38 protein-coding genes are annotated in these 22736 nt (G+C 33.0%); 6 read left to right on the top strand and 32 right to left on the bottom strand.

Annotated elements, in window-relative coordinates; all coding sequences use genetic code 11:
* The 17 genes from NST63_RS27595 to NST63_RS27515 all read right to left on the bottom strand — a co-directional run.
* Positions 1 to 533, bottom strand: a 533-nt coding sequence (locus NST63_RS27595) for a dUTP diphosphatase (RefSeq protein WP_341044349.1), incomplete at its 3' end; no start/stop codon positions are given.
* The gene (locus NST63_RS27590; protein ID WP_341044348.1) at positions 511 to 1131 is read right to left on the bottom strand and encodes a hypothetical protein; all 621 of its coding nucleotides are present in this window, start codon (positions 1129 to 1131) and stop codon (positions 511 to 513) included. The genes NST63_RS27590 and NST63_RS27595, both read right to left, overlap by 23 nt.
* Positions 1128 to 1442, bottom strand: coding sequence for a hypothetical protein (locus NST63_RS27585; RefSeq protein WP_341044347.1), 315 nt, complete (start codon positions 1440 to 1442; stop codon positions 1128 to 1130). Before NST63_RS27585 ends, NST63_RS27590 begins: the two co-directional genes overlap by 4 nt.
* Positions 1443 to 1495: 53 nt before the next feature.
* Positions 1496 to 2035 (bottom strand): ERCC4 domain-containing protein, encoded by a 540-nt coding sequence (locus tag NST63_RS27580; protein ID WP_341044346.1) that lies wholly within the window; start codon positions 2033 to 2035, stop codon positions 1496 to 1498.
* Positions 2032 to 2457, bottom strand: a complete 426-nt coding sequence (locus NST63_RS27575) for a YopX family protein (protein ID WP_341044345.1) — start codon at positions 2455 to 2457, stop codon at positions 2032 to 2034. Before NST63_RS27575 ends, NST63_RS27580 begins: the two co-directional genes overlap by 4 nt.
* 2 nt (positions 2458 to 2459) lie before the next feature.
* Positions 2460 to 2888: a hypothetical protein gene (locus tag NST63_RS27570; protein ID WP_341044344.1), complete on the bottom strand. Its 429-nt coding sequence runs from the start codon at positions 2886 to 2888 to the stop codon at positions 2460 to 2462.
* Positions 2876 to 3118 (bottom strand): hypothetical protein, encoded by a 243-nt coding sequence (locus NST63_RS27565; protein ID WP_180212418.1) that lies wholly within the window; start codon positions 3116 to 3118, stop codon positions 2876 to 2878. The genes NST63_RS27570 and NST63_RS27565 overlap by 13 nt, the downstream gene beginning before the upstream one ends.
* A 332-nt stretch (positions 3119 to 3450) precedes the next feature.
* On the bottom strand, positions 3451 to 5793 hold the full coding sequence (locus tag NST63_RS27560; protein ID WP_341044343.1) for a phage/plasmid primase, P4 family: 2343 nt from the start codon (positions 5791 to 5793) through the stop codon (positions 3451 to 3453).
* Positions 5794 to 6272: 479 nt separating this feature from the next.
* A complete protein-coding gene (locus NST63_RS27555; protein WP_341044342.1) occupies positions 6273 to 6749 on the bottom strand; it encodes a DUF669 domain-containing protein in 477 nt (158 codons plus the stop codon).
* Between the two features lie 164 nt (positions 6750 to 6913).
* On the bottom strand, positions 6914 to 7597 hold the full coding sequence (locus NST63_RS27550) for an AAA family ATPase (RefSeq protein WP_341044341.1): 684 nt from the start codon (positions 7595 to 7597) through the stop codon (positions 6914 to 6916).
* Positions 7598 to 7602: 5 nt separating this feature from the next.
* A complete protein-coding gene (locus NST63_RS27545; protein ID WP_341044340.1) occupies positions 7603 to 7947 on the bottom strand; it encodes a BC1872 family protein in 345 nt (114 codons plus the stop codon).
* A gap of 2 nt (positions 7948 to 7949) precedes the next feature.
* Complete coding sequence (locus tag NST63_RS27540; RefSeq protein WP_341044339.1) at positions 7950 to 8501, bottom strand: host-nuclease inhibitor Gam family protein; 552 nt, start codon at positions 8499 to 8501, stop codon at positions 7950 to 7952.
* Positions 8479 to 8676, bottom strand: a complete 198-nt coding sequence (locus tag NST63_RS27535; protein ID WP_341043980.1) for a hypothetical protein — start codon at positions 8674 to 8676, stop codon at positions 8479 to 8481. The genes NST63_RS27540 and NST63_RS27535 overlap by 23 nt, the downstream gene beginning before the upstream one ends.
* Before the next feature lie 72 nt (positions 8677 to 8748).
* Positions 8749 to 9075, bottom strand: a complete 327-nt coding sequence (locus NST63_RS27530; protein ID WP_341044338.1) for a hypothetical protein — start codon at positions 9073 to 9075, stop codon at positions 8749 to 8751.
* 118 nt (positions 9076 to 9193) lie between these two features.
* Positions 9194 to 9370 (bottom strand): hypothetical protein, encoded by a 177-nt coding sequence (locus NST63_RS27525; RefSeq protein ID WP_341044337.1) that lies wholly within the window; start codon positions 9368 to 9370, stop codon positions 9194 to 9196.
* A gap of 103 nt (positions 9371 to 9473) precedes the next feature.
* A complete protein-coding gene (locus NST63_RS27520; RefSeq protein WP_078109254.1) occupies positions 9474 to 9662 on the bottom strand; it encodes a hypothetical protein in 189 nt (62 codons plus the stop codon).
* Between the two features lie 29 nt (positions 9663 to 9691).
* Complete coding sequence (locus NST63_RS27515; RefSeq protein WP_058003597.1) at positions 9692 to 9919, bottom strand: helix-turn-helix domain-containing protein; 228 nt, start codon at positions 9917 to 9919, stop codon at positions 9692 to 9694.
* A gap of 195 nt (positions 9920 to 10114) precedes the next feature.
* Between NST63_RS27515 and lexA the strand changes: the two genes are divergently transcribed.
* From lexA to NST63_RS27500, 3 genes are all read left to right on the top strand, one after another.
* Positions 10115 to 10771: a transcriptional repressor LexA gene (lexA, locus tag NST63_RS27510; RefSeq protein WP_058003596.1), complete on the top strand. Its 657-nt coding sequence runs from the start codon at positions 10115 to 10117 to the stop codon at positions 10769 to 10771.
* A gap of 36 nt (positions 10772 to 10807) precedes the next feature.
* The gene (locus NST63_RS27505) at positions 10808 to 12160 is read left to right on the top strand and encodes a recombinase family protein (RefSeq protein WP_235849525.1); all 1353 of its coding nucleotides are present in this window, start codon (positions 10808 to 10810) and stop codon (positions 12158 to 12160) included.
* 255 nt (positions 12161 to 12415) lie between these two features.
* On the top strand, positions 12416 to 13219 hold the full coding sequence (locus NST63_RS27500) for a helix-turn-helix domain-containing protein (RefSeq protein ID WP_341044334.1): 804 nt from the start codon (positions 12416 to 12418) through the stop codon (positions 13217 to 13219).
* A gap of 6 nt (positions 13220 to 13225) precedes the next feature.
* On the opposite strand, the gene NST63_RS27495 is transcribed toward NST63_RS27500, so the two are convergent.
* The 5 genes from NST63_RS27495 to NST63_RS27475 all read right to left on the bottom strand — a co-directional run bounded on the left by NST63_RS27495 (position 13226) and on the right by NST63_RS27475 (position 15821).
* Positions 13226 to 13402: a hypothetical protein gene (locus tag NST63_RS27495; protein ID WP_161809511.1), complete on the bottom strand. Its 177-nt coding sequence runs from the start codon at positions 13400 to 13402 to the stop codon at positions 13226 to 13228.
* Between the two features lie 90 nt (positions 13403 to 13492).
* Positions 13493 to 14125, bottom strand: coding sequence for a hypothetical protein (locus NST63_RS27490; protein ID WP_058002973.1), 633 nt, complete (start codon positions 14123 to 14125; stop codon positions 13493 to 13495).
* The gene (locus NST63_RS27485; RefSeq protein WP_341044333.1) at positions 14076 to 15224 is read right to left on the bottom strand and encodes an FtsK/SpoIIIE domain-containing protein; all 1149 of its coding nucleotides are present in this window, start codon (positions 15222 to 15224) and stop codon (positions 14076 to 14078) included. Before NST63_RS27485 ends, NST63_RS27490 begins: the two co-directional genes overlap by 50 nt.
* Positions 15225 to 15239: 15 nt before the next feature.
* On the bottom strand, positions 15240 to 15500 hold the full coding sequence (locus NST63_RS27480; RefSeq protein ID WP_280616724.1) for a hypothetical protein: 261 nt from the start codon (positions 15498 to 15500) through the stop codon (positions 15240 to 15242).
* A gap of 138 nt (positions 15501 to 15638) precedes the next feature.
* Entirely contained in the window at positions 15639 to 15821 is a 183-nt protein-coding gene (locus NST63_RS27475; protein WP_216384789.1) for a malate:quinone oxidoreductase, read from the bottom strand.
* Between the two features lie 153 nt (positions 15822 to 15974).
* Here NST63_RS27475 and NST63_RS27470 point away from each other — a divergent pair, with 153 nt between their 5' ends.
* The 3 genes from NST63_RS27470 to NST63_RS27460 all read left to right on the top strand — a co-directional run bounded on the left by NST63_RS27470 (position 15975) and on the right by NST63_RS27460 (position 17076).
* Positions 15975 to 16193 carry a helix-turn-helix domain-containing protein gene (locus NST63_RS27470; RefSeq protein ID WP_058002977.1) on the top strand — a complete coding sequence of 73 codons (219 nt, stop codon included), beginning with the start codon at positions 15975 to 15977 and terminating at the stop codon, positions 16191 to 16193.
* Entirely contained in the window at positions 16180 to 16644 is a 465-nt protein-coding gene (locus tag NST63_RS27465; RefSeq protein ID WP_058002978.1) for an SHOCT domain-containing protein, read from the top strand. The genes NST63_RS27470 and NST63_RS27465 overlap by 14 nt, the downstream gene beginning before the upstream one ends.
* A 216-nt stretch (positions 16645 to 16860) precedes the next feature.
* On the top strand, positions 16861 to 17076 hold the full coding sequence (locus tag NST63_RS27460) for a hypothetical protein (RefSeq protein ID WP_341043944.1): 216 nt from the start codon (positions 16861 to 16863) through the stop codon (positions 17074 to 17076).
* 234 nt (positions 17077 to 17310) lie between these two features.
* Here NST63_RS27460 and NST63_RS27455 read toward each other — a convergent pair whose 3' ends face one another.
* The 10 genes from NST63_RS27455 to NST63_RS27410 all read right to left on the bottom strand — a co-directional run bounded on the left by NST63_RS27455 (position 17311) and on the right by NST63_RS27410 (position 22732).
* Positions 17311 to 18126, bottom strand: a complete 816-nt coding sequence (locus NST63_RS27455; RefSeq protein ID WP_341044332.1) for an N-acetylmuramoyl-L-alanine amidase family protein — start codon at positions 18124 to 18126, stop codon at positions 17311 to 17313.
* 64 nt (positions 18127 to 18190) lie between these two features.
* A complete protein-coding gene (locus NST63_RS27450) occupies positions 18191 to 18385 on the bottom strand; it encodes a hemolysin XhlA family protein (RefSeq protein WP_251346588.1) in 195 nt (64 codons plus the stop codon).
* A 148-nt stretch (positions 18386 to 18533) separates the two neighbouring features.
* Entirely contained in the window at positions 18534 to 18782 is a 249-nt protein-coding gene (locus NST63_RS27445) for a phage holin (protein WP_251346587.1), read from the bottom strand.
* Between the two features lie 25 nt (positions 18783 to 18807).
* Positions 18808 to 19026, bottom strand: coding sequence for a BhlA/UviB family holin-like peptide (locus NST63_RS27440; RefSeq protein ID WP_078109218.1), 219 nt, complete (start codon positions 19024 to 19026; stop codon positions 18808 to 18810).
* 62 nt (positions 19027 to 19088) lie between these two features.
* Positions 19089 to 19265, bottom strand: coding sequence for a hypothetical protein (locus NST63_RS27435; RefSeq protein ID WP_216386510.1), 177 nt, complete (start codon positions 19263 to 19265; stop codon positions 19089 to 19091).
* 5 nt (positions 19266 to 19270) lie between these two features.
* Complete coding sequence (locus tag NST63_RS27430) at positions 19271 to 19765, bottom strand: hypothetical protein (RefSeq protein WP_216386509.1); 495 nt, start codon at positions 19763 to 19765, stop codon at positions 19271 to 19273.
* A gap of 74 nt (positions 19766 to 19839) precedes the next feature.
* Positions 19840 to 21024, bottom strand: a complete 1185-nt coding sequence (locus NST63_RS27425; protein ID WP_341043946.1) for a siphovirus ReqiPepy6 Gp37-like family protein — start codon at positions 21022 to 21024, stop codon at positions 19840 to 19842.
* Between the two features lie 35 nt (positions 21025 to 21059).
* Entirely contained in the window at positions 21060 to 21200 is a 141-nt protein-coding gene (locus NST63_RS27420; protein WP_341043947.1) for an XkdX family protein, read from the bottom strand.
* A complete protein-coding gene (locus NST63_RS27415; RefSeq protein WP_341043948.1) occupies positions 21200 to 21541 on the bottom strand; it encodes a hypothetical protein in 342 nt (113 codons plus the stop codon). Before NST63_RS27415 ends, NST63_RS27420 begins: the two co-directional genes overlap by 1 nt.
* Positions 21542 to 21553: 12 nt before the next feature.
* Positions 21554 to 22732 carry a hypothetical protein gene (locus NST63_RS27410; RefSeq protein ID WP_341043949.1) on the bottom strand — a complete coding sequence of 393 codons (1179 nt, stop codon included), beginning with the start codon at positions 22730 to 22732 and terminating at the stop codon, positions 21554 to 21556.
* Positions 22733 to 22736 lie beyond the last annotated feature (4 nt).

The raw sequence follows: 22736 nt of genomic DNA, 5'->3' as shown, positions 1-22736 counted from the left end.
ATTTGTTCCCAAGAAAAACCAAGCATTTCACCTAGACCTAAATACATTCTGACGATATTTTCATACTGTTCTTCAACCTCTGAAGTCGTTCCAATCTCATGATCAAGGCAGCAATCCATAAAATATCCTAGAGTTTCAAATAGATAGTTAAATTGCTTAATAGTATTTTCATATTTTATTGGATCTGTATTTCTTAAACCTTGATTTACTGGCAATAATTCGTTATACCAACTATAATTTTCAAGTCCAATACTCAAAACAAAATGTAATCCGTCCACATATTCTTCAAGGAGTGGGTTTTTAAAAACTACCTTATCTATCCTAGAATTATTTTTGTCATATACTCTGGTTCTAGGCTCCTGATCATGGCTCCACTTTTTAAAACCTCTCCATTCGTTTGCACATTCACCTATTTCAACGTGTAAGGCTAGGATTTTCCAATCTAAATTATTTTGTTCTTTTAACTCAGGATGTTCATCCATTATGTGGTCATCAAGTTTTCTTTGAATTTCAAACAGTGGCTTTAAATTCAATTTCTTCTACCTCCCTCAATCGCTTCACATAAGTTTTTATTCGTTTCTGAATACCTGGTGTAGTAACACCCTGCATTGCTCCAATTTCATCTAAGGTAAATCCTTGATACCTTGCCAAAACAATCTCTTTTTCAAACGGTCTAAGATTCTGAAATAGAAATTCAATGTATACTCGATTGATAGCAGTTTTTTCAGTATCATGATTTGACGAAGGTATACCGATTACCATTTCATCAATATTGATTTCTTCACCAGTCCTTTTCTTCGCATACTGTTTACGAATGATTTCATGTATTTTACATTTGATAACATGGCTCCAAGCAGCAATAAAAGGACGATTACCTGGCTTAAAGACCTTCAATATCTTAAATCCTTGCTCATAAGATAACCATTTAATTTCATCTACAGATAATCTAGTTAACTGTTGAGCCTTTTTAGTCGATCCATAAAGCTTTATTAAGAATCCGATTATGAACGAATTATATAAATCACGTTTCACACATTCTTCATATATCGGATAGAGTAGGACGTTGGAACATCCTTCATCCCACTCTAGAATATTTTTCAATTGCGAATCATTAGCTTTTGATAGATTCATTTGCCTGTACCGTCCATAGTAAGTAAATCAAGAGCAACCTCTATGAATGTCTTTGGTTCATCCGACCGTACACCAGCTTTTAATAGACTGATAACATATTCTTTCCGTTCCATTTCACATTGAAGATATTTCAATCCATCTGCTAATTCCTCTTGTAGCATTTTCAACCAATCATATTTATGAGAATGGTCTAAAGCTATACCGTATTTTGTAACTCCGAAATCATCTTGCTTATACATGACTTCTTTTAACGTTTCTAATGATTTATCAGAAACAGCATGCTTTGAAAAATCCAATAAAGTTTGTTCCATAAAACCAACCTTTCAATTTGTTTTTGCTTTATGTAGATTCATGATGTTTTTTATTAAAAAATTCCTGTTTTGAGATAATGTTTAGCTTGGTAATAAAAATGATGGTATATCCAGTTGCCACTATATTTTTGGTTTAAATACACGATTTCAAAATTGTATTTTGCTTTGAATGTATTAAGTCTTCCGAGCAATGCTAACGGATTGTATTTAGAACGATACTCACCCTTGAGCATTTTTTCGTAACCATTGAGATCCTCCACAATTAAAGTAAATGGAATGTCCTTTGCACGGATCAATTCATTTTCAAAAGCCGTTGCCGTATCTTTTTGTAAGTTACCAGTTATTTCATCCATGTGTGCTTTTCGTTCAACTCGACTATCTAGATAGATATCCCTTGCTATTCCCAACTCTTCATTTTTTGGAATCATACAACCATAATCACCGGTATCTAATTTTTGAATTTTTATCGGTATATCCTTTTGGCGCAAATAATTAAGAATGTGGCCATTTACATTTTCACGAGTATCTATAACGATGGTGAGCGTTTTGAGTATTTTATTTAATTCTGCATCTGTGTAATGAAAATGAATCATTCAGATTCCTCCAATAAAGAAGGGTTTTCGTAAATGTTGCCTATTACCTCAGCAGTTTCTCTTACATACCAAGGCATAACTTCCATATAGATAGTGTTATGATATTCTGGATGGACTAAAGCAAATGCTGCTCCTGTATATTTCACTCTGAAATACACTTCTGTTTCATCTGAAATACTTTTGCGAGCTTTTAAGATATCTCCCTCATAAATCTCTTTACCGTTTTTGTCTTTAAGGCCTGTATACTCCCCCATTGATTTCAATTCACATTCAACAGGATATCCTTCTGTATATAGCCTTGCTTTATCTTCAATACCTTTCTCTTTCTTGTATTCTTCCGTATAGTCAACTTCGAACCAACCATGTCCATAATGCCAAGTATTTGTTTCAAGACTATAACCTCTAAATTTGGGTTGTCTCATCCTCATGCTCCTTTCTTCGCAAAACTAACCGCACGCACATATAATTCATGTGCCATTTTATTTGATTCATTATTTTCAAATTGACGATAATCTTCATAAATATCATTCCAACCGTTCTTAGCAAGAACAACCATCCAATCATCAAATAGAATTAGAGAATCATCTTCAGCAGATAACCATTTTTCTATTTGCTCATTGTGCTGCCATCCGCACATATGATGAACCATTTTCCTAAGTGTAAGTTTCTCGCCATTTGCACTTTTCCAAGACTTAAACCATTCATCGATTTTTTGAAAGTTATGTTCTGCTGATTCCATTACTGGTTTCGGAATTAAGTTTTGATTTTTTATCGCAATCCGATTATCTTCTTTATCAAGATAGATATCCGCACCTGATTTCCATATTTGGCTGAGTATCATTAATACTTGCATGGAAGAAGTTTCACTCCCCATCTACAAACTTTATTTTCTCTTCCCTTCCTTCTTCTCTTATCAGTTGCTCCGACAGCAAAATACTTAATCTGATTGTGGAATTTTGTTTTTGTTAAAGGCTCAAATTTATAAAAATCACAAAACAATAAATATCTTTTATATAAATTTTCCACCGTTTCATACCTTGTAATATCTCGTTCAATATTTTCTACAATGAATTTTTCTATCATTCTTTTAACCTCTAGTTATTAAAGATTTTCAAAAATGCTTGTTTACTAACTAAAAACGGACTTAAATAACTATTTTTTCATTTCAGTAACTTTTTTAAAACCCTTGTCGCTCTAAGGCTGATAGTGATTTTCACACACCAAAAGTTATTATAGTTATCATCTTTTTCCAAGTTGTTAAAACTCTATATAATATATATATTTTATTTTTTGGTTTTTTTTATCTTCTGGAAATCCAATAACTAAAATAACTAAAAATATAAATATAGTTCTTAAAGCCTTGATACTACTGAATTCACACTCTTTTACTTGGAGTTATCGAAACTAACTTTTAGTTATTGAACGACCTTGAAAAAGCCGTTTTGCTCGTTTTCAGTAACCCCTTTAGTAACTGGTTTACGTTCCTTTAAGGTAATTCCTGTAAGAAATGTTTTATTACCTGCTCCCTTCATTTTTCCGAAACCTTTCGTTTCCAACATTCGATAAAACGATCTATTCCCTAAAGTACGTTCACCCGACTTGTAACACCAATTGTCGTATACGTTGTACAATTCTTTAGCTTCGATTCTGATAGCTTCATTTTTCGGCTCATCGATGTAGCAAACTTCACTTAAGAATGGAGCTAATATATCCATTTCTTCTTTGTAATTTCCTGTTGCGTCCACAACAACTTTCGGCTCTTTTAATTCATCCTTCTGCCACTTCAAACATCCTTCAATTGCCCAATTCAAGATTCCAGGCATTTCGAGTGATAGCTTTTCTTCAAGCTTTTTATCACGTTCATGTGGTTTTAGATTTAAAGTAAATGGAATGATTTTTACACGTCTCCAAATACCATCATCTACACCACCAATAATCGGCTTATGATTTGTCGTAAAGAACACCTTAAATTCTGGAATAAATTCAAAGTACTCTTGTCTTAAGAATCGAGCTAAAATAGGTTCACCACCCGTAATGGTCTTAACAAGTGATTCCTGTAATTTTTCGCCCTCTTCAGATTCAACTGCAGAAACAAATCTTGAATTTACCAATCTAGCAATATCGTTATTTGCTCCAGTATCTTTTTTCTTAATGAACGTATCTGATTTTGTTTGTGCACCGTAATCGCCCATTAATTTTTTGATAGTATTTATAAATGTCGATTTACCGTTTGATCCACCACCGACTAAGAAATACATCGATTGCTCTGAAATATCCCCTGTTAGTGAATAGCCAACAAGCCTTTGCATATAATCGATTAATTCCTTATCGCCTTTAAAAATTTGTTCTAAGAAATTTGACCATATTGGACATTTTGCGTTTTCATCAAATTCAACATTTGTGATTTTAGTTAGGTTAAGATCTCTATCATGTTGCTGCAACTTGCCTGTTTTTAAATCTACAATGCCATTCTCCACATTGAACAAATATTTATGTCTATCAAAGTCCTCGCGTTCTCCTGGAACTAATGGCATAAGATCCTTAATGCTATTCATACGTATGTTTCTTCTCTCACACATTCTGGCCCATTTTGTTTCTGCTTCATCCTCCGATTTATAGAGACTACGCAGGACCTTTGCTGTAATTCGTTCGATTTCTTTTTTAGTATCAATTTTCCACCGTTTACCGTCCCATATTAGCCAACCCATATCCGATACATACTTGATAACATGGCCATATTCATAAGCAATTCGTTCAGCATTTCCAAGTTCGGTTAAACGGAATTTCTTTTTAGGCTTTTCCTCCACAACTTCTGCAGCATCACCTTTGAGGAAGTCAAAAGAGAATTCTGCGAATTGTTCCTTGTTATCTAATATAGTTGTAGAAGTTGAAGAAATAGCTGTCGCTATTGTTCTTTCACCATAGGTTTCATTTGTATCTCTGAAATGGATAACATCCCATTTATCACGCATCAGTCCACTTTCACGGAACATTGCATCCATTCGAGTTGCAGAATTACCTGTCCAGAATGCTAGATGGTTACATAAAGCAAGGTCACTTGCTGAATGATCTCCATTGATTAAATGACCGTTATACAATGAGCGAATTTCATCACCGTTTTTAGAACGAAATATTCTTTCCCAAAGAGCGTCATTAGAAATTTTTATTTCATCTTTTTCAAATTCAGCTAGGTTGATACGTCCTTGAATGTCGCTATCATCAAAATATTGTTCAAATACTTCTGCTAATTCATCCGAACGTTCATATATGTCATTGGAATTTTCCTTATTACCAGTAAAGGTAAAATAGCGACCATATGAATAAATTTCTAAACCATGCTTTGTGTTCTTACGTCCTGTTCCAATAACTCCTTGTGGAAGATTTCCCTTAACAATGATGTGGATGCCTTTACCAGACGGTGAAAACTCCGTATAGCTATCAAGCGTGTCTATAATTTCCGTTGCAAATGTATTAGGCTTTTCGTCTGTAACACACTTATCAATGTCGATCCCGATGTAATTGTCTTGCCGGCTAAACACAAATCCGATGCCGTCATAATCGCCTTGTAAATAAAACTTAACGGCAGTAGCAAAGGTGCTCCAGGTACGTCTATTATTTGCTTGGGCCATTTCTCCATTTGCCTGATATGGAACTTTTGTTGGCTTGCCATTTCGTTTTTCTGATTTCCACAAAATCCATTGAGGAAGGGCTTTTAGTTCGGCAGGGATTTCGTTGAAATTGTATGGATTTTCCTTCATTTTGCCCTCCATTTTTTATTAGTTCACTTAGTATTTGTAAAGCTACATTTCATTCTTCGCATTTCTGCTAAAATTCACCTCGAGTGAAACTTATTTATTTTTTGAACGTATTACTCTAGTAAATAAACAAAAGCCGGTGATATTAATGTTCAAATCAGAATTTGCAAATTTAATTTTCAGCCTAGTAACCTATGCAATTCTTATTATTTTACAAATTCGTCTTTCTCGTATTGTGGACGTTTGGGTTATTGTTTTGTGCATACTCTTGCTTACCCTTAGAGCAATTTACGACATAGTAAAGTACAAACGAACTAAAACAAAGGAGTCTTAAAAGGCTTCTTTTTTTATATTTAATTTAGTCAAGATTTCTTCCGTTCTATGATCAAATTCGATACGGATAATAGTTCTATTGTTCATTCACTTGTTTTTGGGTATAAAAAAGAGAAGCTAGCAAAATACCAACTTCTCTATTTAGTTTTTTAAAACGGAAGATCGTCATCACCGATATTTATTCCACCAGCTTCCATTACTGGTTTTACATCTGTAACATCATAATATTTTGCTTTTGCAGCTGTACGTTTTTGTTTCTCTCCATCAACCACTTTTTCATATTCTTCATGCTTAACAGTGATTTTTAGATTTTTATTAATAAGTTGTTTTGCCATATCCTCTGCTGAATTGAAGGAATAACCGTTTGGGAACCCACACGCTTTTATTAAAGAATTGACGATTCTTACAGAAACTTCATGTTCAAAGGTAAATGTATTATAAAGCACTTTTGCTCCCTGATGTTTTTGTGGGACATCACTACGAATCTCGAAATCTACTGATAACTTTGGTTTACCTGCTTGTGTTTTACCTGCTTCAGCATTCACAATAACGGCTTCATATTTACCTTCTGCTACTAATTCAAATCCTGCACTTGCATTTTCTTTATCAAATTTAAAGAATGACATTATTGATTTCCCCCTAATAATTGTTTTCGTTATAAACTAGGTTAAAGATTTCTTCCTCCGAAAAATCATCCTGTTCTAACCAGCACTTTTGGTAATGTTCATTAAAAGTTTCCTTATCTGGCTGAATCTTTCCGCACCCTACACAGTAAAATGGGTGGTTAATGTTAGGCATTTGATTTTTCTTCATTACTGGGTAATAATTCTTCTTGTAAACAACCTTTACGTTGATCTAAATGATTTTTAGCAAAAATACTTTGGTTGCCTTCAAGCATAAAACCTCTAGTGCCATCAGCTTTTCTAACTAACCTTGCGACAACATGAACAATTCCCATGATGTGATTTACAATTTTATCTCGAATGTCTGGAACAAATTGATTGTATTGTTGACCATCATCATGAATGATGCTTCGAGTTGTTTCCCAAGCTGTATAAATCACATTTGCATCCAGTGAATTAAATGATTCAATTAATTTAAGTATGTGATTATCGAATAAAGCATAATCCTTCAACTCTGGCATACCACTTTTAGTGTTTTCTCCCTTATTCATTAACCAAAGCTTTTGGTAATGTGTAAGGTTGTCCACAAAGATATTGTCATAGTTTGCTATATTTGCTTTTGCAATACCGTAAAATTTAAGTATGCTAGTGTGTGGATCGTTTATATCTATTTTTGCTACATCAACATTTGAATAACCCTCAAGCACCTGACTTGTCCCATCAATATCAAGAACCAACGTTTTCCCCGGAAGTTTTCCAGCTACTGTTGTTTTTCCATCACCAGGCTTTGAATAGATGATAATTTTTGCTTTTTTACTTTTAGTAATTTGAGCACCATTTGTGATTTCCAATTAATTCACTCCTTTTCTACTTCAATTCCCACTGCATGTAGTGCGGCTTTACAGATTGCTAATGGTGCTGTCTTATCAAATACCATTTGAACGTTACTAGGAATAAATACATGACATTGATAACCAGCTGAGTTTTCGTATTTGGTTACTTTCACATCAAAGTCCAACTTTTCAACCACTAACCAAGCATCTTTAATATTTGTGGAAGGTTCAAAACCTTTTTGCGGTTTAAGCCAAATCGGAAACTCTTCAGCACTAGGCGCCCACCACTTATTTCCGTTTGCATCTGTGCAGGAGTACCAACCCATTACTTTTTCAGCAACTAATTTATCAATCTCTCGATTGTCCATGGTTAGACCTCCACAGAATAAGAAATTGATTCCGGCTTAACAGTCACACCTTTTACTAATTGGCCATTTTCATCCACAACTACCTTTTCACCACTGATTTCAACAATCTTGAGTGTCTTTTTAAGATCAGACCATTTCACACTATTTTTTATAAAATCGAGCATTTCATTTTCAAGAACATATTCAAGGAGTTCATCTTCGTTAGCCTTTTCAGGTGCTTCTTTACTCTTACGAGTTTTCGACTTACCGTATGGAGTGCTAATTGTTTTTACCTTTGGATCCTCAGCAAGTTGTTTAGCATGGTATTGTTGAATCAAACTTTCGAAAAAGCTTGTACTATTTTCAATTGTGGAAAGCTCACTTTGCTCCCATTGAGCGATACGATCACGTTCAACATTTGCTAATTGCTTGATTTCCTTTTCCTTAGACTTCAAAGCTGATAGTTTACGAAATGCCCAGTTAAGGCTATCGAGATCAGTAATTTCAAACTGTGTTTGCTCCTGTGATTCAATTTCATCAATTTCCAATAATTCATTTTGTTGTAGTGCATTCATCTACTTTTCCCTCCTTAAATACAAAATCAAGATATTCATATGTTTCTACTAAATCCTCAAATAAGTTACTGCCACCAAGGGATTGATTATATTGCTCTAAAAATTTATAGAATGGTAGCAACTTATCATTTTGTGGACTGAAAACAGTACGATCTTTCGATTCAAAATATGGCATTTTACATCCTCCAGTTGATTTTTTATTCAATTTTTCATAAACTGAAGTTAACTTTTATTTGTTTTGTTCCCATCAGTTGCAGCTGGTGGGATTATTTTTTTCCCAACTAATCACAAAGTACCGTTCATAATACTCAGCAATTAAAGACTTCTTCTTTTCTGTTTTAAATTCACAATCGTAACCATTTTCACAGAGATAATCTTTGATAATCTTAAGCTCCCTTAAATCATCATTTGAGGTTAATTTTTTTCTCCAACCTGTGTATCCTTTTAAAGCTGAATCTTCAATGTTCTCAATTATTTTTTTAAGTGTAGGACCTGATAAAACACTTTCTTTATAGGCTTCCTTACCTATTTTGCTTAATTCCATCAAATCTGCTGGAGACATTAATTTGTTCACACTCACTATTCTCACCTCCCTTCAAATATTCCGATTACTTATCATCAAATTTCGCCATGTGGCTAAAAAGGAAAGCCTAATTAGGCTTGATAAATTGTATCTTCGAAATGTGAAGTAACTATATTTCATTACCACAATCATGACAAATAGTGACTGTTTCCCATCCATTCGCTACTGGAATAGTTTCAGTTTGGTTGTGTTCACAATTGTTTTCATGACATTCCTTACAAAAGGAATCTCCATTTTTACGAATAACCATATCTTTAGATGGTCGACTACACATACAACATTTCATATTTACATATCTCCTTATTCATTTTTATCTGCCATAAAGTCGCCAATCATGATGCCAAGTAAAACTACAAAACTAGTTAAAAACAGTAGTGCTTCTATTGGCATTATGTCTCCTCCTTTTTAATCAGTTTGGTAAATAAAGAACCATTTCGGCATTCAACTACTCTTTCGTATTCATAAACAATCGAGGGAGTTTTTTTCTTTTTCACCCAAGTATCTGCTAATAGTTCAGAAAGACCAGCTGGAACTGGAACTTGGTACTCACCTACCTTCATTTCAGTAACAACAATCATCTAATTAACCTCCTTAGAGAATTCCTCCTTTATGCAGTTTTTAATTTCCGAAAAAAATCGGATTGAGGTCCAAAAAAAATATTTTCAACAGGAATTTTATAAAACTTTTCAATGTTTATGAAAAAAGATCTTGGAACATTAGAAGAATCTTTTTCATACTTCGAAAGGGTATCTTTATTGATTCCAAAGAGTTTCGCTGCTTCTGTTAATTTTAAGCCAGCATTCACACGAGCTGCTCTTAAAGTTATTTTTATCATGTTATCACCTCCTTGTTCCCCTCGGCTTGTTTCTAATATATCCGAGTATTTTCGGAATGTCAACCGATTTTTCTCGGAAATATTATAAAAATTATTTAAAAACCAGAAGAATTATTTCGACTTTTTTCGGAATTATTCTTTACTTTCCGTATTTTTTCGGATATAATTTGTTCAAGAGTTAAGGAGGGATATGTTTTGTTAGATAGAGATTTACCTTTAAAAAAAGAGATATCCGATAATATAAAGAGTTTAATGAAACAACGCGGATGGACTCAATTAAGAACTAGCGAAAAATCTGGTATATCAAAAAGTACACTTTCTGACTATATAAATTGTAAAACGTTAATTAATCCTGGTAATGTAGAAAAACTTTCTGAGGCATTCGGGGTCCCTAAGTTTGAAATTGACCCAAGTTTTAATAACAATTCAAAAACTGTAAATGAAGGAAAAGTTAGTTACATTTCCACAACAACTAAAAAACTCCCTGTGGTCGGAAAAATTTCTTGTGGGCCAGGTGTACTTGCCTTTGAAGAAATAGAAGGATATGAAGAAACACCATTAGATTGGTTAAATGGTGGAGAATATTTTTATCTAAGAGCTAAAGGAGATAGTATGGTTAATGCGCGCATCTTAGATGGAGATCTATTACTTATTCGTAGACAAAATGATGTTGAAAATGGAGAAATTGCAGCTGTTGCTATTGGAGATGAAGCTGTTTTAAAAAGGGTTTATAAAACAAATAATAATATAATTCTCCAAAGCGAAAACCCTAATTATCCTCCAATTGTGCTTGACGATAAGAAAAATATTCGTATCATTGGGAAACTAAAAAAAGTTGTTTTAAATTTCTAGAATAAATTGGAGCTGAAATGCTCTCTTTTTATAGGGGTGTTATTTTTGAAAGCTGCTATTTATATAAGAGTTAGTACACAAGAACAAGTTGAAAACTATAGTATTGAATCCCAGAAAGAAAGAATTGAAGCATACTGTAGATCAAAAGATTGGACAATCTATGATACTTATTTGGATCCCGGATTCAGTGGTTCAAATATCAACAGACCTGGTTTACAGCGTATGTTATCTGAATTACCAAATATTGATGTTGTAGTCGTATACAAACTAGATAGGTTGTCTCGATCACAAAAAGATACTCTGGAATTAATTGAAGCGCACTTTCTTAAGAACAACGTTGAATTCGTATCTATAACTGAAACCTTAGACACTTCTACTCCTTTCGGAAAAGCAATGATAGGTATTTTATCTGTATTTGCTCAGTTGGAGCGGGAAACAATAGCAGAAAGAATGAGAATGGGGCATATCAAACGAGCTGAAAATGGATATAGAACATCTGGTGGAGACTATGATCCATCTGGATATTCAAGGATAAACGGTGAGCTGGTACCAAAGGAAGATGAAGTGAAGCACATCCAGACCGCGTATAACCTCTATGAACAGCATCTTTCTATCACCAAGGTACAAAAACATCTAAAAGACTTAGGATTCCCTGTGTGGCGTTTTAGAAGGTATAACGACATATTGAGAAATAAACTTTACTGTGGTTATGTTAGTTTTGCTGGTAAGTACTACAAAGGAAGACATGAACCTATTATTACAGAGGAACAATTTAACCGTGTACAAGTACTTTTATCGAGACATAAAGGTAATAATGCACATAAAGCTAAACAAAGCCTTTTTTCTGGATTAATCACTTGTGGACGTTGCGGAGAAATCTACCATACTTATCAAACTAATGATAAGGGGAAAACATATAGATATTACCTTTGTCGTGCTAGAAGATTCCCATCGGAATATGATAAGAAATGTATGAACAAAACATGGAATTCTTCAAAACTTGAGGATTTAATTATTAACGAAATAAATGAGCTTATTAAAAACAAAGAGACAATAAATGATAATTATAAAATAATTGACTATGATAAATTAATCAGCAACGTAGATGAAAGAGAAAATCGTATTTTAGATTTATATGAACTCGGCAGGATTGATAAAAACAAATTGGATCAACGTATTCAATCCCTAGAGGATGAAAAACACGAATTAATTAAGAAAAAAGAAAATCAAAATTCTCAGCAACAAAATGTGTTAACTCCAAAAGAGTTAAAGAAATATGTATCCGATCTTTACACTGCAGATTTTAATAAAAAACAATCTATTATTCAAAAACTAATAAAACAAATATATATCCATGGCGAAAATATAGAAATCGCTTGGAATTTTTAATGCTTATTTTTTCGGTATTCATATCCGGCGATTCAAACGGCTGGTAATGAATACTAAAACTTAAATCGAAATAAAAAGAAGAAGCACAACGTGTATAAGTAGTGCTACCAACACTCTCATACCGTCCGCCTAAGTAGACTAGGCAAACACTTGCTGTACTCCTTACATGTATTTTATTACGTGTAGTTTGATAAAGCAATGGTTTGTCTTATGGTGAACCGTTGCTTTTTTCTTTCTTAAAGGAGCAGTTTTAGTATGAAAAAGAAAATTGATGTAATAGCAAGTGTGGATTCCTTCCACAATCTTTCAACATTTGACTGTATTGAAGGTATGAATAAAACTGTTCGTATTTATAGAGATATCATTAAATCATCCGTAAGTCGTTCTGACGTACAAACTAGACTAATTGCATTACTGGAAGTATTAAAGCGCCATAGCTGCAAGCAAATCGGTGTTAGCTACATGTCTAAAAATACTATTGCTGATAAGTTAGAACTATCTTATAAAACTGTACAACGCTTAATGAAAAAATTAGAGGATCTAGGAATGATCCGTCAAATACCAATGAAAAGAAAATCTGATATGTTGCAAACTGCTAACGCTATTCAGATCATTCCAGCTAAAAATGATGTGTCCGACAAGACCCCTCCTAAAAAGTCCGGGAAGTGTCCGACCATTAAAACCAATTCTAGTTCTTTAAAACAAAATATTAATAATAAACGTAAAGCAATCGTTTCATTTGCTCAAGCGAATTTTATTGCTTCTTGGGTTCCAGAACAATTTGGAAAACTTGCTAACTGTTTCTATCATGAAGCTATAACTATCAATGAATTTTGGAAAGTGGTTAAACAGAACAATCCTATCATCAATCATGTGGAAGGCACTCGAGCATTTACTGATAAACAAGAATTACATATTGGAATTAAGGCACTAAAAGAGTTGGTTATGAAGGTTAAAAGTGGAATGAGTATTAAGAATAAATTTGGATACTTTAATGGGATTGTTAACAAGATTATGGACAAGCTTTATTTTGATGATGAATTTATGGGAATCAACTAGAAAACATTATTTACCTTGTTTTTTAGATTCACTAATGCCTTTTATCAAATAAATAATACCAACCAAGATAAATAATAACGAAATAAATGTAGTTATACCTCTTTGATAGAAGTTATCAAAAAAAGTAAACATATAAAACAAAAAACCAAAGGACAAGTATATTGATGCAATTAATTGTTTCATGAAATGGACTCCTTTCGAAGAACACTATTTTTTTATATTATTCTATTCAAATCCGAGTTTACCCTTTATTTCGAGTTGAATTTATGAGACTTATTTAATTTCATCAAAAGTGTGAACATGAGCTCTTAGATTATTTTGTTTGATCCAGGATTCGAATTTTCTCTTACGATCTTTGCTTATAGTAAATACATACAGGACAGGAATAGTATGATTTATTTGTTTCATTACTTCAACATACGAATCAATTTTCTTGTGATTTTCAATCATTTTTCGAGCGTTATCAATTTCTATTAAGTGCATATATCCATTACGTTCAAATTTAGCATCAGCAATTACTTTCTTGTAAGTCAGATTTAATCCACTGAAGATGATTCCTTGTTTAATGGATTCGAGTTCAAATATGTGTTCTCTTTTCCAATCTAATGGACAATTGAAATGAAAATAAACTTCATTTGCTAACAGACTATGTTTTATAAAGGCTGGATTACGTTTAATATCTCTAGTCGATCCAATTAAATCTACTCCATTTTTATTCAAATACAGGACTTTTTCTTTATTAAAAAAAGTTGTATGAATGTATGGTTCCAGTTGTTTAACAACCCTACATGCATTTCGATAACTTTTCAAGTCATGCTTCTGCCTTAATTGTCTGATTGTAACCATTCCAAGTTGGTCAATTGTTGTAAGTAGACTTTCTATCCTTGACTGCGTTGATAATAGCATCTTGTTTCCCCTCCAACTTGCTAAACATATATTTATCATCAATATATGGAACTTGAATGGTACGATTCTTTTCTATTTTGTAAATGGCTCTTCCTGGTATAGAAGGAAGATCTTCAGCTCCTATATCGTCCAAGATGACTCTACTTGCAATTTGAGCTGCAGCAATAAAAGATAATCTGGCCACAATATTCATTTTTACTTGCATTGGCACTGCTTCCTTAGTTGGATATTGAGTACAAAAGATTAATCTATATCCTAATGCTCCACCGATACGAGCAATTTCAGATAATGCTGCCTGACAAAACTTTGCATATTTTTTAGAATCACCTTCCACAATATTGGGAGATAATTCTGCTCCTTCATCTACTATGATGAAAGTTCTTTTCTGTATAGGTGTATCAACAATATTGGTATATTGCTTGGTTCTCATGAATTTCTGACGTCCTTTCAAATCTTCAATGATTGTGGAGAGTAACTCTGTAGATTCGAATATATCACTCGATACTTCTTTAACTTGTGGAATACCAACATAATGACCAAACTCCATTCCACCTTTTAAATCAAGAATATAAAATTCTACATTCTCAATTTGATTCATGAGTAATGAGTAAAATATCTCTTTAATTAAAACTGTTTTACCAAACCTTGTTACACCACCTACAAGCATATGAGGGTATTTATCAAAGTCATGATATAAGATACCTTCGTAATTTCTTCCAATTGGTATCTCCCATTTCCCCTCATTCAATAAATCATCCGTATATGACCATTTTTCAGGCAACTTTTGCTTATAAACTTTAATTTTCAAAAGACCATCATACTCTATTTCAATATCCTTGTTTAGACCGTCCACAATAGCTGATTTTATGGTTTCAAATGCTTCTGAAGGTATTCCCAAGGGTAATGTATATAAGTAAGTTGAAAACTGTTCATTATCGTGTTTTTTGTACAACTTTGGATATAAAAATGAATCATTCTTTTTGATACCTACTTTTCTATTTTCAAATATGGTTTGAATCTTTTTTACATCGGATACTTGTTTCTTTGGAATAAGTGCTGCACCAACCACAATCGCTGGAATTGCTAACCATTCAATCATTATTAAACCTCCTTTTCACCACAATTTATCAATAATTTTATTTTCAATTGCCTTGTAACTATCAACTTCACAAGCATCAAATTTGTACATGTGATCTAGAATGGATTCATATTCTTCTTTTGTCTCACACTCTTCAAAAATAGAATTCAGATGACTGGATGAAAATAAGAAAGGTTCGTTTAATTCATCAAATTGATTTCTTCTTAATCTGTCTTTGTTCCACTTACTATTAGCCAAGCTTTGAAACATTGACCTCAACATATTATTCATTGACATGTTCATTCCTCTTTTCTTTGAATACTTCATTGTAAGATTCACTAAATGTATTGTTCATTGAAGTATGCAATGATAGATAGGGCAATGATTAATTCGTATATTTCACTTTATATTTCATAGGGCTATATATTTATATACTTATAGAAATATCCGGCTTAACTCTTTCAATAAATACAAAATTCCTCCGTATTTGACCACCTCCATTACGAAAGACACTAATGATCCATTGATTGCTATACCAGATTTATCAAGTAAAGAAACTCCTATTAATGCCCCGCCTGTAGCACCTACAAATACTAATCCAAATGTGAAAGGATCCATTCTTTCTCACTCTCCCTTCTTTGTATAGTACATTGTATGGGCGAATGAACTAAAAATGCATGTCTACATGAATTTTAATGACGCTTTTTTTGTAATTTTGATTCTTAAAGGAATTAGACAAGTTTTAAAGAATATAATTATTGGTGATGATAAATGAAATTAACTCCTAACATTGAGAAAATTATAAAAAGCAGTGGTTTTCGAAAAGATTTTATTGCAAATAAACTGAAAGTGTCAGTACGGCAATTGAGGAAATATGAAACAGGAGAATCATTAATTCCCATTGACAAGGCATATATTTTGGCTAGATTATTAGATAAGAAAGTTGACGATTTATATAAATTTGAGGGGGAAGAAAATGAAGGAGTTTAACTTTAAAGGTGCTGGGAAAACAAGAGTTATTTTAGATGGTAATTTTTTGAGAATTAAAAGAAAAGGATTCCTTAACTTTGCTAACCATGGTATGGACGGAGAAAAAACAATAGATATATATAACATGTCTGGTGTTCAAATGAAAGAAGCTGGATCTGTTACCAGTGGATATTTACAATTTATCTTTATGGGTAGTAAAGAAAATAAGGGCGGTTTATTTGCAGCAACAAAAGATGAAAATACTATTATGTTTATAAAAAAAGAACAAGATATGGCAAATGAAATAAAAGCATATATTGAAAATATTATAGCTAACAAAAATTCATCTACTGGACCACAAGTACAAACAGGATCAGCTGATGAGATTAGAAAATTTAAAGAATTACTTGATGAAGGCATAATTACTGAGGAAGAATTCGCAACAAAGAAAAAAGAATTATTAGGCCTATAAAAAATAACCGTCCATATGGGCGGTTTTTAATCTATTACAGTTACATTTAATATCTCATTAAATCGGACCGAGGAATTATTGAAGTACTACTTATATTAAAAGTGAAATAAATAATATCTTTATGTGTATTTTGTACTATAATTATTTTTTTGTAGGAAAATTGAACCACCTTGTAGAAACTAATATAAATGGATCAATTTTTCTAAGAGGTGCATTATGAAAATCAGTAGAAAAAATAAATATGAAGAAATTAAAGTTAAAATTCGCAAAAATAAGGAACAAGAAGATCTAGAATTCTATGAAAGTATAGCCCCAGAAGACATGAAACTCTATGAGAGATTCGTGGAACTGTTGGATATGCTTCCCGAACAAAAAAGAAATAAATATATTCAAAAGCTAATTGATGTAGCAGAAGGAAATAAACCAGAATAGTTACTTTCAATGTTGTGTGTTCAAACAAAAAAAGCCCCCTCTCGTTTGAGAAGGGGTTCTTGAATAATCAATATCAGGATTATTTATAGTATTGATAATAAAAAATAATTAATACATTTAATTTGAATAAATTTAATCTAATTAACAAATAATATTTTTACCCAAGAGATTACTTTTGGTGTTTCGTTTAAGGGGGAAGTACGTACTCCAGGTAACCATACTTCCCCCTTAAAACTATCTAATTTGATACCAAGCATTAATACTTTTTAAGAAGTTCTCCATCTCTTTTGCTTTTGGTGATCCTTCTGTAAACTGTCCAATTTCAAATGATAGTGATCCTCCATCGTTACGCATTGGCTTATAATAATATCCTTTTTGAATAAGGAAATTATGAATCTTTACAAGCGAATCTCCCGAATATCCACCAGTATAAAAAGAAATTTTCTTTTCCACTTTGGATTCATCCTTTACAATTGCTTTAGATACCTCTTTGATTTTTAATTTAAAGTGAGATACAAAAGCTTGAAATACTGCTTCTGCATACTTCTCACGGAATTCCTCTGATTTTAATAATTCCGCTTCTTCTTTATTACTCATAAATGGACCTTCTTGTAGGATTGCTGTCATATTTGTTTCTCGCAGTACATGAAGGTCTTTAGCTTTTACTCCTCGATCACGTAACCCTGTAGCTTTAACAACATATTCTTGTACTACTTTAGCGAATGCTAATGAATCCTTTGGCCATGAAGTATATACAAATGTTTCAAGACCGTTTGCGCTATTCCATGAACTATATGCAGCGTTTCCGTGTTGAGAGTAGAATACATCAGCACCCCATTTGTTTGCTTTGTCTGTTCTGGATTTCAAAGAAACATCTGTTTTACCTGTTGGATCGTCAGTCCTTAATATTGAAACATTCTCACACGTATTTAACTTATTTATTAGTTTCGTTACTACTCCACTATTAAACTCCCATTCATGTAAGGAATTATCAGGAGTACGTTTACCTGGAGTATTTTTTCCGTGTCCAGCATCGATTGCTATTTTCATTTACAAAACTCCTTTTAAAATAAAATGAGCAACAACTAATTGCTGTCGCTCTTTACGATATTTTTTATATTCCTCCTTTAATTATTAATCCTAAAACCGCAGAAACAACTGCACCAATAACAATTCTCAAAATCCAAGTCGTATTGTTTTTTATACTTGCGATATCTTCTTTTATGTCTTTAATGTTTGATTCTGCTACTGCAAGCCTTGTTTTAACATCTGAAATATCACTTTCAAGTTTCGATACTCGTTCTTCCATAATGCACCACCTAAAAGATATTAATATGATCGGTACATAGCTGGCTACAGTTTTCAAAAGAAATAATTATTTCTTAATCTATTGTTATGCTAACCTGTCCTTTTTCGGAAAGGCTATTTAGAAAAAAGTAATCTTTTAGTCATTGCTCTTACTTAGATTTCGTTAAACCTTCTTTTTTCAACACTTCTTTTTGCTTTTTCCCCTTTGCTGTTACATAGTTATTTTTAAACCAAGCAATTGTTGCAGTTACAAATGTGAATGTGGAAGAAATCACTACTGTCTGCTCTTCCTCTGTTCCTGGTATTTCATAAAGACCGAATCCCACTAGGAACTGATTTACTAAAGCAATCGCCAAAACGATTGTTCTAATAACAGTACCTTTATCCATTTTTCTCACCCCCTTTCAAGCAAAAAAATAACGACTACCTAGGTGGCAATCGCTCTTCCATATCATCTAATTTTGTTATGATGATGTCGTACTTGGTACTAAACCTTTTAATGATCTCATTCTGATCATCTATCGTTTGATACAGTTGTTTTTCTCTTTCTTGGCTTTCCTTTCTTGAAGAATAAAAAAGCCAAACAAAAAGAACCGCAAAGGGTCCTTGGGTTAAAAAATATTGTGCAAGATTTGCATCCATAAGCAACACCGCCTACATAAAAATAGCCTTGATCAGTTCAAGACATTGCTCTATGAGTAAAATTATTCATCCTCTGCCAATATCATTGTTCCTCTTTGGTATTCATAGCCTTTACCGTTTATCTGATCTACAATTATTGCATCGGTATAGCCATTACTTGATATGATTTTTACTTTAAAATCACTTTCAAGTTTACCTAATTTTTTAGCTAATACATTCAATTCTTCATTTCGATTCATTAAGGTCACACCTCATTAATATTTTGATACTCCATTTCTAAAAATTCTAAAGCAGATTCAAAGGTACTTAGTATTTCTTTACCTTCGATGTATTGCTCATAATTTTCCTTTTGAGCTTTTCGATCTCCTTCCAAAACTCCTTCTGCTTTAATCCAATGAACTGTAATAGGTGGAAAACTTACTGGAAAGACCATTGGAAAATGAAAGCCACCTTGACGTTTATGAATTGTCATGAATTCCATATTATGCTTCATCGAGTTATATGCGTGCTTTAGTCCAAATAAAATCTTCCCATTTTCATTTGACTCTTTCCTTTTCTTGTAACCTCTATTATGCTTTTTATGCCATTCTTCAGTTGTTAAAAACCATAGAAGAGTCTCTCCAATTGCTGAGTAAATTTCCTGTTCATCTCTTTGTTTGATTGCATTTTTTAACCTTTCGTATGCTTTTTTAAGCGCATAGCGATTATTTTCAAGTCTTTTTAAAGAAATAGAATCCATTACAATACCACTCCTAAACATTTTGTTTAAATGTGGTATTCAATTAATGGATTGCTATTTCCTTCTAAAAAGTGTTATTTCCTTACTTCCCCACTCATTTGAGCCAATTCCTGCTTAATCTTTTGAGTTAAAGTGGGCCTGTTATTTCCAAATGTTCCTTCGATTCGGAATCCATTTTCCTCATAAATTTCTTTGATTTCCGTTATCCTGGTATCTAATGTTACTCCCCAATCCTTACTTTGAATGGTTGTAATATCGCCAAGATTATAATCCTTTTCATATTTAAAAGGACTATAAGTTAATATCTGTCCCTCAAGATAATGCTCTTGAATTAGTTGTTCCAATTGTTGATTTCCTCTGTCTGTTAGGTCTTTTATGATGTCTGCAACCGGTCTAGGAATAGTTTCATTAGTTGTTCCACCATCACCATCAGGAACTTCTATATCCTCTGTTTCTGGAATATCCCTTGCATCGATAAATATCTCATGTCGAGATAATCCAACTTCTTTCCCAACCTCAACTATACGTCTTTCTACACCTTCGCCTTGACCAGCTACATAAGCAGAGTTTTTATAATTTAATTCACTCTCTGTGTAGTGTAGGGATTGTAAAGACTCAAACTGTGGACTGAAAATAACAGGAGGGTGGACGGATTGATTTACAGATACATCTTTTCCTTCCACAACATCAAAGACCCATTGTTTATTCTTTAAATCAAGTATGACATCCCAACCTAATCCAGTTGCTAAGCTGATTTCTGTCATTTCCTCTGCAAGATTTTTATAACGTGATTGCCAGGAAATAGATGGTCCTCTATTCTTATTCGGTGCAATTACAAGTTGTGGAATCTTTCGCCTTGGGTCTACTGGATTGACAATATTCCTTTCAATGTAATGTTTCATAACTGTTTCAGCATTACCACTCTTATAGTCATAAGCTGTGTATGCAGGTGGAATGGTGATCCTTTGGGCAACTACAGATTGCAAAGACAACCCTCTAATAATCCAATTTTCTGTTGCCTTTCCTTGCTCATCTAATTCAATTTCACGATGTTTAATAATAAAAACCTTATTCAGGTCTTTACCAACTAAAATAAGGTTTCCTTTGAGAAGTTTATCAGCATGTTTTTTGTACCTATTTATTTGTAATTCATTGTCTCCAAATGTGTGGAAACGTCTAGTAAAAAACATAGATTCATAGGCTTCTGTTTCACCTAATATATCCATGTCTGCAGATAAAATCCGTATTGGTTTTTGCATCTAGTCACCGCCTTTTTAGAGCATAAAAAATACGCCTATTCAGCGTTATAATCTTCACCAGTTATTTCTTTGTATTGTTCAGGTGTAATTGCTTCTAATTGTACATATCGTTTTAATTGATCTTTTCTGCACCAGTTCTTTGCATAGCGTTCTTTCAATGATTCAAATAGTGTCATTATTTACTCGCCCCCATTTCAATCATTAGCATTCTCAATTCCAAATCAGTAATTTGCTGACCATGAACCATTGCTTCTAACTCTCGTTCAGTTAATTGCTGACCGAGAATAATATTATCAGGCTTATTAGCACTCTCATATTCTTGTTGCTTCTTTACAAATTCCTCTTCAGTCATACTGCTTATCCACTTACCATTCACCCAAACTGGTTCAAAGAGTCCAGGGGGAATAGGGGTTATGACTATACTATCATCTAATGTATCATTCGGGTTAACAAGTAGTGCATCTATAATATACCCCTCTTCATTTACTTTGTATGCATACGTTAAAACTTGATTCACCATTTATCCCTCCTAAGACTTGAGCATAAATGAAAAAATAAACGTTATTTCATTGTTATTATTTATCTGACTGACTGGTGTTTTAGGATCTATCATTAAATAACCCTGTGTAGTTATCAATCCATTAAAAACTTGGTTTGTGCCATTAACACCACCATACAAATTAAAAGGTGCATCAAAGGTCGGTCTAAATCCCTGTGGTAATTGTGCAATAATCGGTGTTGAATTCGCACCTTCTTTTTTCATAATTCCAAAACCATAAACAATATCATCCACCCTTCTTACAGCATTTTTTGAACTATCTTCAGCAAGCCAACCCGACCAAGGATTAATAAAATAATAAGACGTCTTATATTCGGTTTCACCTTGAATTATAAATGCATTACCATTAAACCTTAATGTATAAACATTCCCCTTCTGTAATAAACCAGCTATTAACAAACCACTACTTGGATTAGCTATATATGCTTCGCCTATTCCATTTACATTTATTTTAGGATAACGATTATTTGTTAAATGTATTTTTATTGCTAACGCTAATCCTTCTTTATACTCTGTGATGGATTGATCTATTTCAACGTTGTATACACTACCATCACCAGTTGTTATTGCATAGGGTATATGTTCTGTAAAATCGTGAACATGTTCTAATAGAGCATTGTTATCAAAGTTTGGAAGAATCTTAGAACCTGCCCAAGGGCATATATCTGTTTTCCCTCTTTCGTCAATCACATCATTTACATTAATATAGGTTTGACCACCGACAATTTTTACTTGTGCTAAAGAGATTTCATAAACAAATTGATCTCTTTGTAATGCAGGGGGAACTGGAATAGTAGATGCTACACCTTTTTTAATAAAAGATTTTACAAATCGAGATTCAGTTCTTAAATCTAACCTTACTACAATTCTATCAATACGATTTTTCCCAAGTACTTCAGTATCATGCGTATGAGATAAAGGACTAGTATTCTCATAACTCCTACCTACAACATAAGCAACTCCTGTATTAAGAGTCGTAATCATTGAATTTCCTTCGGTAGAAACTTTCAGTTCACCACTCTCACCTTTCATAACTCCAGTCGTAACTAACCTTCGGAAATAATCAGTAAATTGTTGTGCAAAATACTCACGATCCCAAACTCCTGGAGCAACTTCAACTGGATCAAAAAAACTAAAATTCTCTGCCATAACA

The organism is Heyndrickxia sp. FSL W8-0496 (assembly GCF_038007825.1).
Taxonomy (GTDB): domain Bacteria; phylum Bacillota; class Bacilli; order Bacillales; family Bacillaceae_C; genus Heyndrickxia; species Heyndrickxia oleronia.
This window is presented reverse-complemented; position numbering and strand designations above follow the sequence as displayed.

Bases quoted from the DNA above. Each gene is read 5' to 3' on its own strand.
- NST63_RS27425 (WP_341043946.1), bottom strand. From the start codon at position 21,024: ATGCAAAAACCAATACGGATTTTATCTGCAGACATGGATATATTAGGT.
- NST63_RS27535 (WP_341043980.1), bottom strand. From the start codon at position 8,676: ATGCCATATTTTGAATCGAAAGATCGTACTGTTTTCAGTCCACAAAAT.
- NST63_RS27560 (WP_341044343.1), bottom strand. From the start codon at position 5,793: ATGAAGGAAAATCCATACAATTTCAACGAAATCCCTGCCGAACTAAAA.
- NST63_RS27420 (WP_341043947.1), bottom strand. From the start codon at position 21,200: ATGACACTATTTGAATCATTGAAAGAACGCTATGCAAAGAACTGGTGC.
- NST63_RS27470 (WP_058002977.1), top strand. From the start codon at position 15,975: ATGAAATTAACTCCTAACATTGAGAAAATTATAAAAAGCAGTGGTTTT.
- NST63_RS27410 (WP_341043949.1), bottom strand. From the start codon at position 22,732: ATGGCAGAGAATTTTAGTTTTTTTGATCCAGTTGAAGTTGCTCCAGGA.
- NST63_RS27435 (WP_216386510.1), bottom strand. From the start codon at position 19,265: ATGAATCGAAATGAAGAATTGAATGTATTAGCTAAAAAATTAGGTAAA.
- NST63_RS27495 (WP_161809511.1), bottom strand. From the start codon at position 13,402: ATGAAACAATTAATTGCATCAATATACTTGTCCTTTGGTTTTTTGTTT.
- NST63_RS27500 (WP_341044334.1), top strand. From the start codon at position 12,416: ATGAAAAAGAAAATTGATGTAATAGCAAGTGTGGATTCCTTCCACAAT.
- NST63_RS27475 (WP_216384789.1), bottom strand. From the start codon at position 15,821: ATGGATCCTTTCACATTTGGATTAGTATTTGTAGGTGCTACAGGCGGG.
- NST63_RS27480 (WP_280616724.1), bottom strand. From the start codon at position 15,500: ATGTCAATGAATAATATGTTGAGGTCAATGTTTCAAAGCTTGGCTAAT.
- NST63_RS27460 (WP_341043944.1), top strand. From the start codon at position 16,861: ATGAAAATCAGTAGAAAAAATAAATATGAAGAAATTAAAGTTAAAATT.
- NST63_RS27555 (WP_341044342.1), bottom strand. From the start codon at position 6,749: ATGTCATTCTTTAAATTTGATAAAGAAAATGCAAGTGCAGGATTTGAA.
- NST63_RS27565 (WP_180212418.1), bottom strand. From the start codon at position 3,118: ATGATAGAAAAATTCATTGTAGAAAATATTGAACGAGATATTACAAGG.
- NST63_RS27430 (WP_216386509.1), bottom strand. From the start codon at position 19,765: ATGGATTCTATTTCTTTAAAAAGACTTGAAAATAATCGCTATGCGCTT.
- NST63_RS27575 (WP_341044345.1), bottom strand. From the start codon at position 2,457: ATGAGACAACCCAAATTTAGAGGTTATAGTCTTGAAACAAATACTTGG.
- NST63_RS27490 (WP_058002973.1), bottom strand. From the start codon at position 14,125: ATGCTATTATCAACGCAGTCAAGGATAGAAAGTCTACTTACAACAATT.
- NST63_RS27520 (WP_078109254.1), bottom strand. From the start codon at position 9,662: ATGATTGTTGTTACTGAAATGAAGGTAGGTGAGTACCAAGTTCCAGTT.
- NST63_RS27465 (WP_058002978.1), top strand. From the start codon at position 16,180: ATGAAGGAGTTTAACTTTAAAGGTGCTGGGAAAACAAGAGTTATTTTA.
- NST63_RS27450 (WP_251346588.1), bottom strand. From the start codon at position 18,385: ATGGAAGAACGAGTATCGAAACTTGAAAGTGATATTTCAGATGTTAAA.
- NST63_RS27455 (WP_341044332.1), bottom strand. From the start codon at position 18,126: ATGAAAATAGCAATCGATGCTGGACACGGAAAAAATACTCCAGGTAAA.
- NST63_RS27540 (WP_341044339.1), bottom strand. From the start codon at position 8,501: ATGAATGCACTACAACAAAATGAATTATTGGAAATTGATGAAATTGAA.
- NST63_RS27570 (WP_341044344.1), bottom strand. From the start codon at position 2,888: ATGCAAGTATTAATGATACTCAGCCAAATATGGAAATCAGGTGCGGAT.
- NST63_RS27545 (WP_341044340.1), bottom strand. From the start codon at position 7,947: ATGGACAATCGAGAGATTGATAAATTAGTTGCTGAAAAAGTAATGGGT.
- NST63_RS27515 (WP_058003597.1), bottom strand. From the start codon at position 9,919: ATGATAAAAATAACTTTAAGAGCAGCTCGTGTGAATGCTGGCTTAAAA.
- NST63_RS27525 (WP_341044337.1), bottom strand. From the start codon at position 9,370: ATGAAATGTTGTATGTGTAGTCGACCATCTAAAGATATGGTTATTCGT.
- NST63_RS27485 (WP_341044333.1), bottom strand. From the start codon at position 15,224: ATGATTGAATGGTTAGCAATTCCAGCGATTGTGGTTGGTGCAGCACTT.
- NST63_RS27585 (WP_341044347.1), bottom strand. From the start codon at position 1,442: ATGGAACAAACTTTATTGGATTTTTCAAAGCATGCTGTTTCTGATAAA.
- NST63_RS27580 (WP_341044346.1), bottom strand. From the start codon at position 2,035: ATGATTCATTTTCATTACACAGATGCAGAATTAAATAAAATACTCAAA.
- NST63_RS27590 (WP_341044348.1), bottom strand. From the start codon at position 1,131: ATGAATCTATCAAAAGCTAATGATTCGCAATTGAAAAATATTCTAGAG.
- NST63_RS27440 (WP_078109218.1), bottom strand. From the start codon at position 19,026: ATGGATGCAAATCTTGCACAATATTTTTTAACCCAAGGACCCTTTGCG.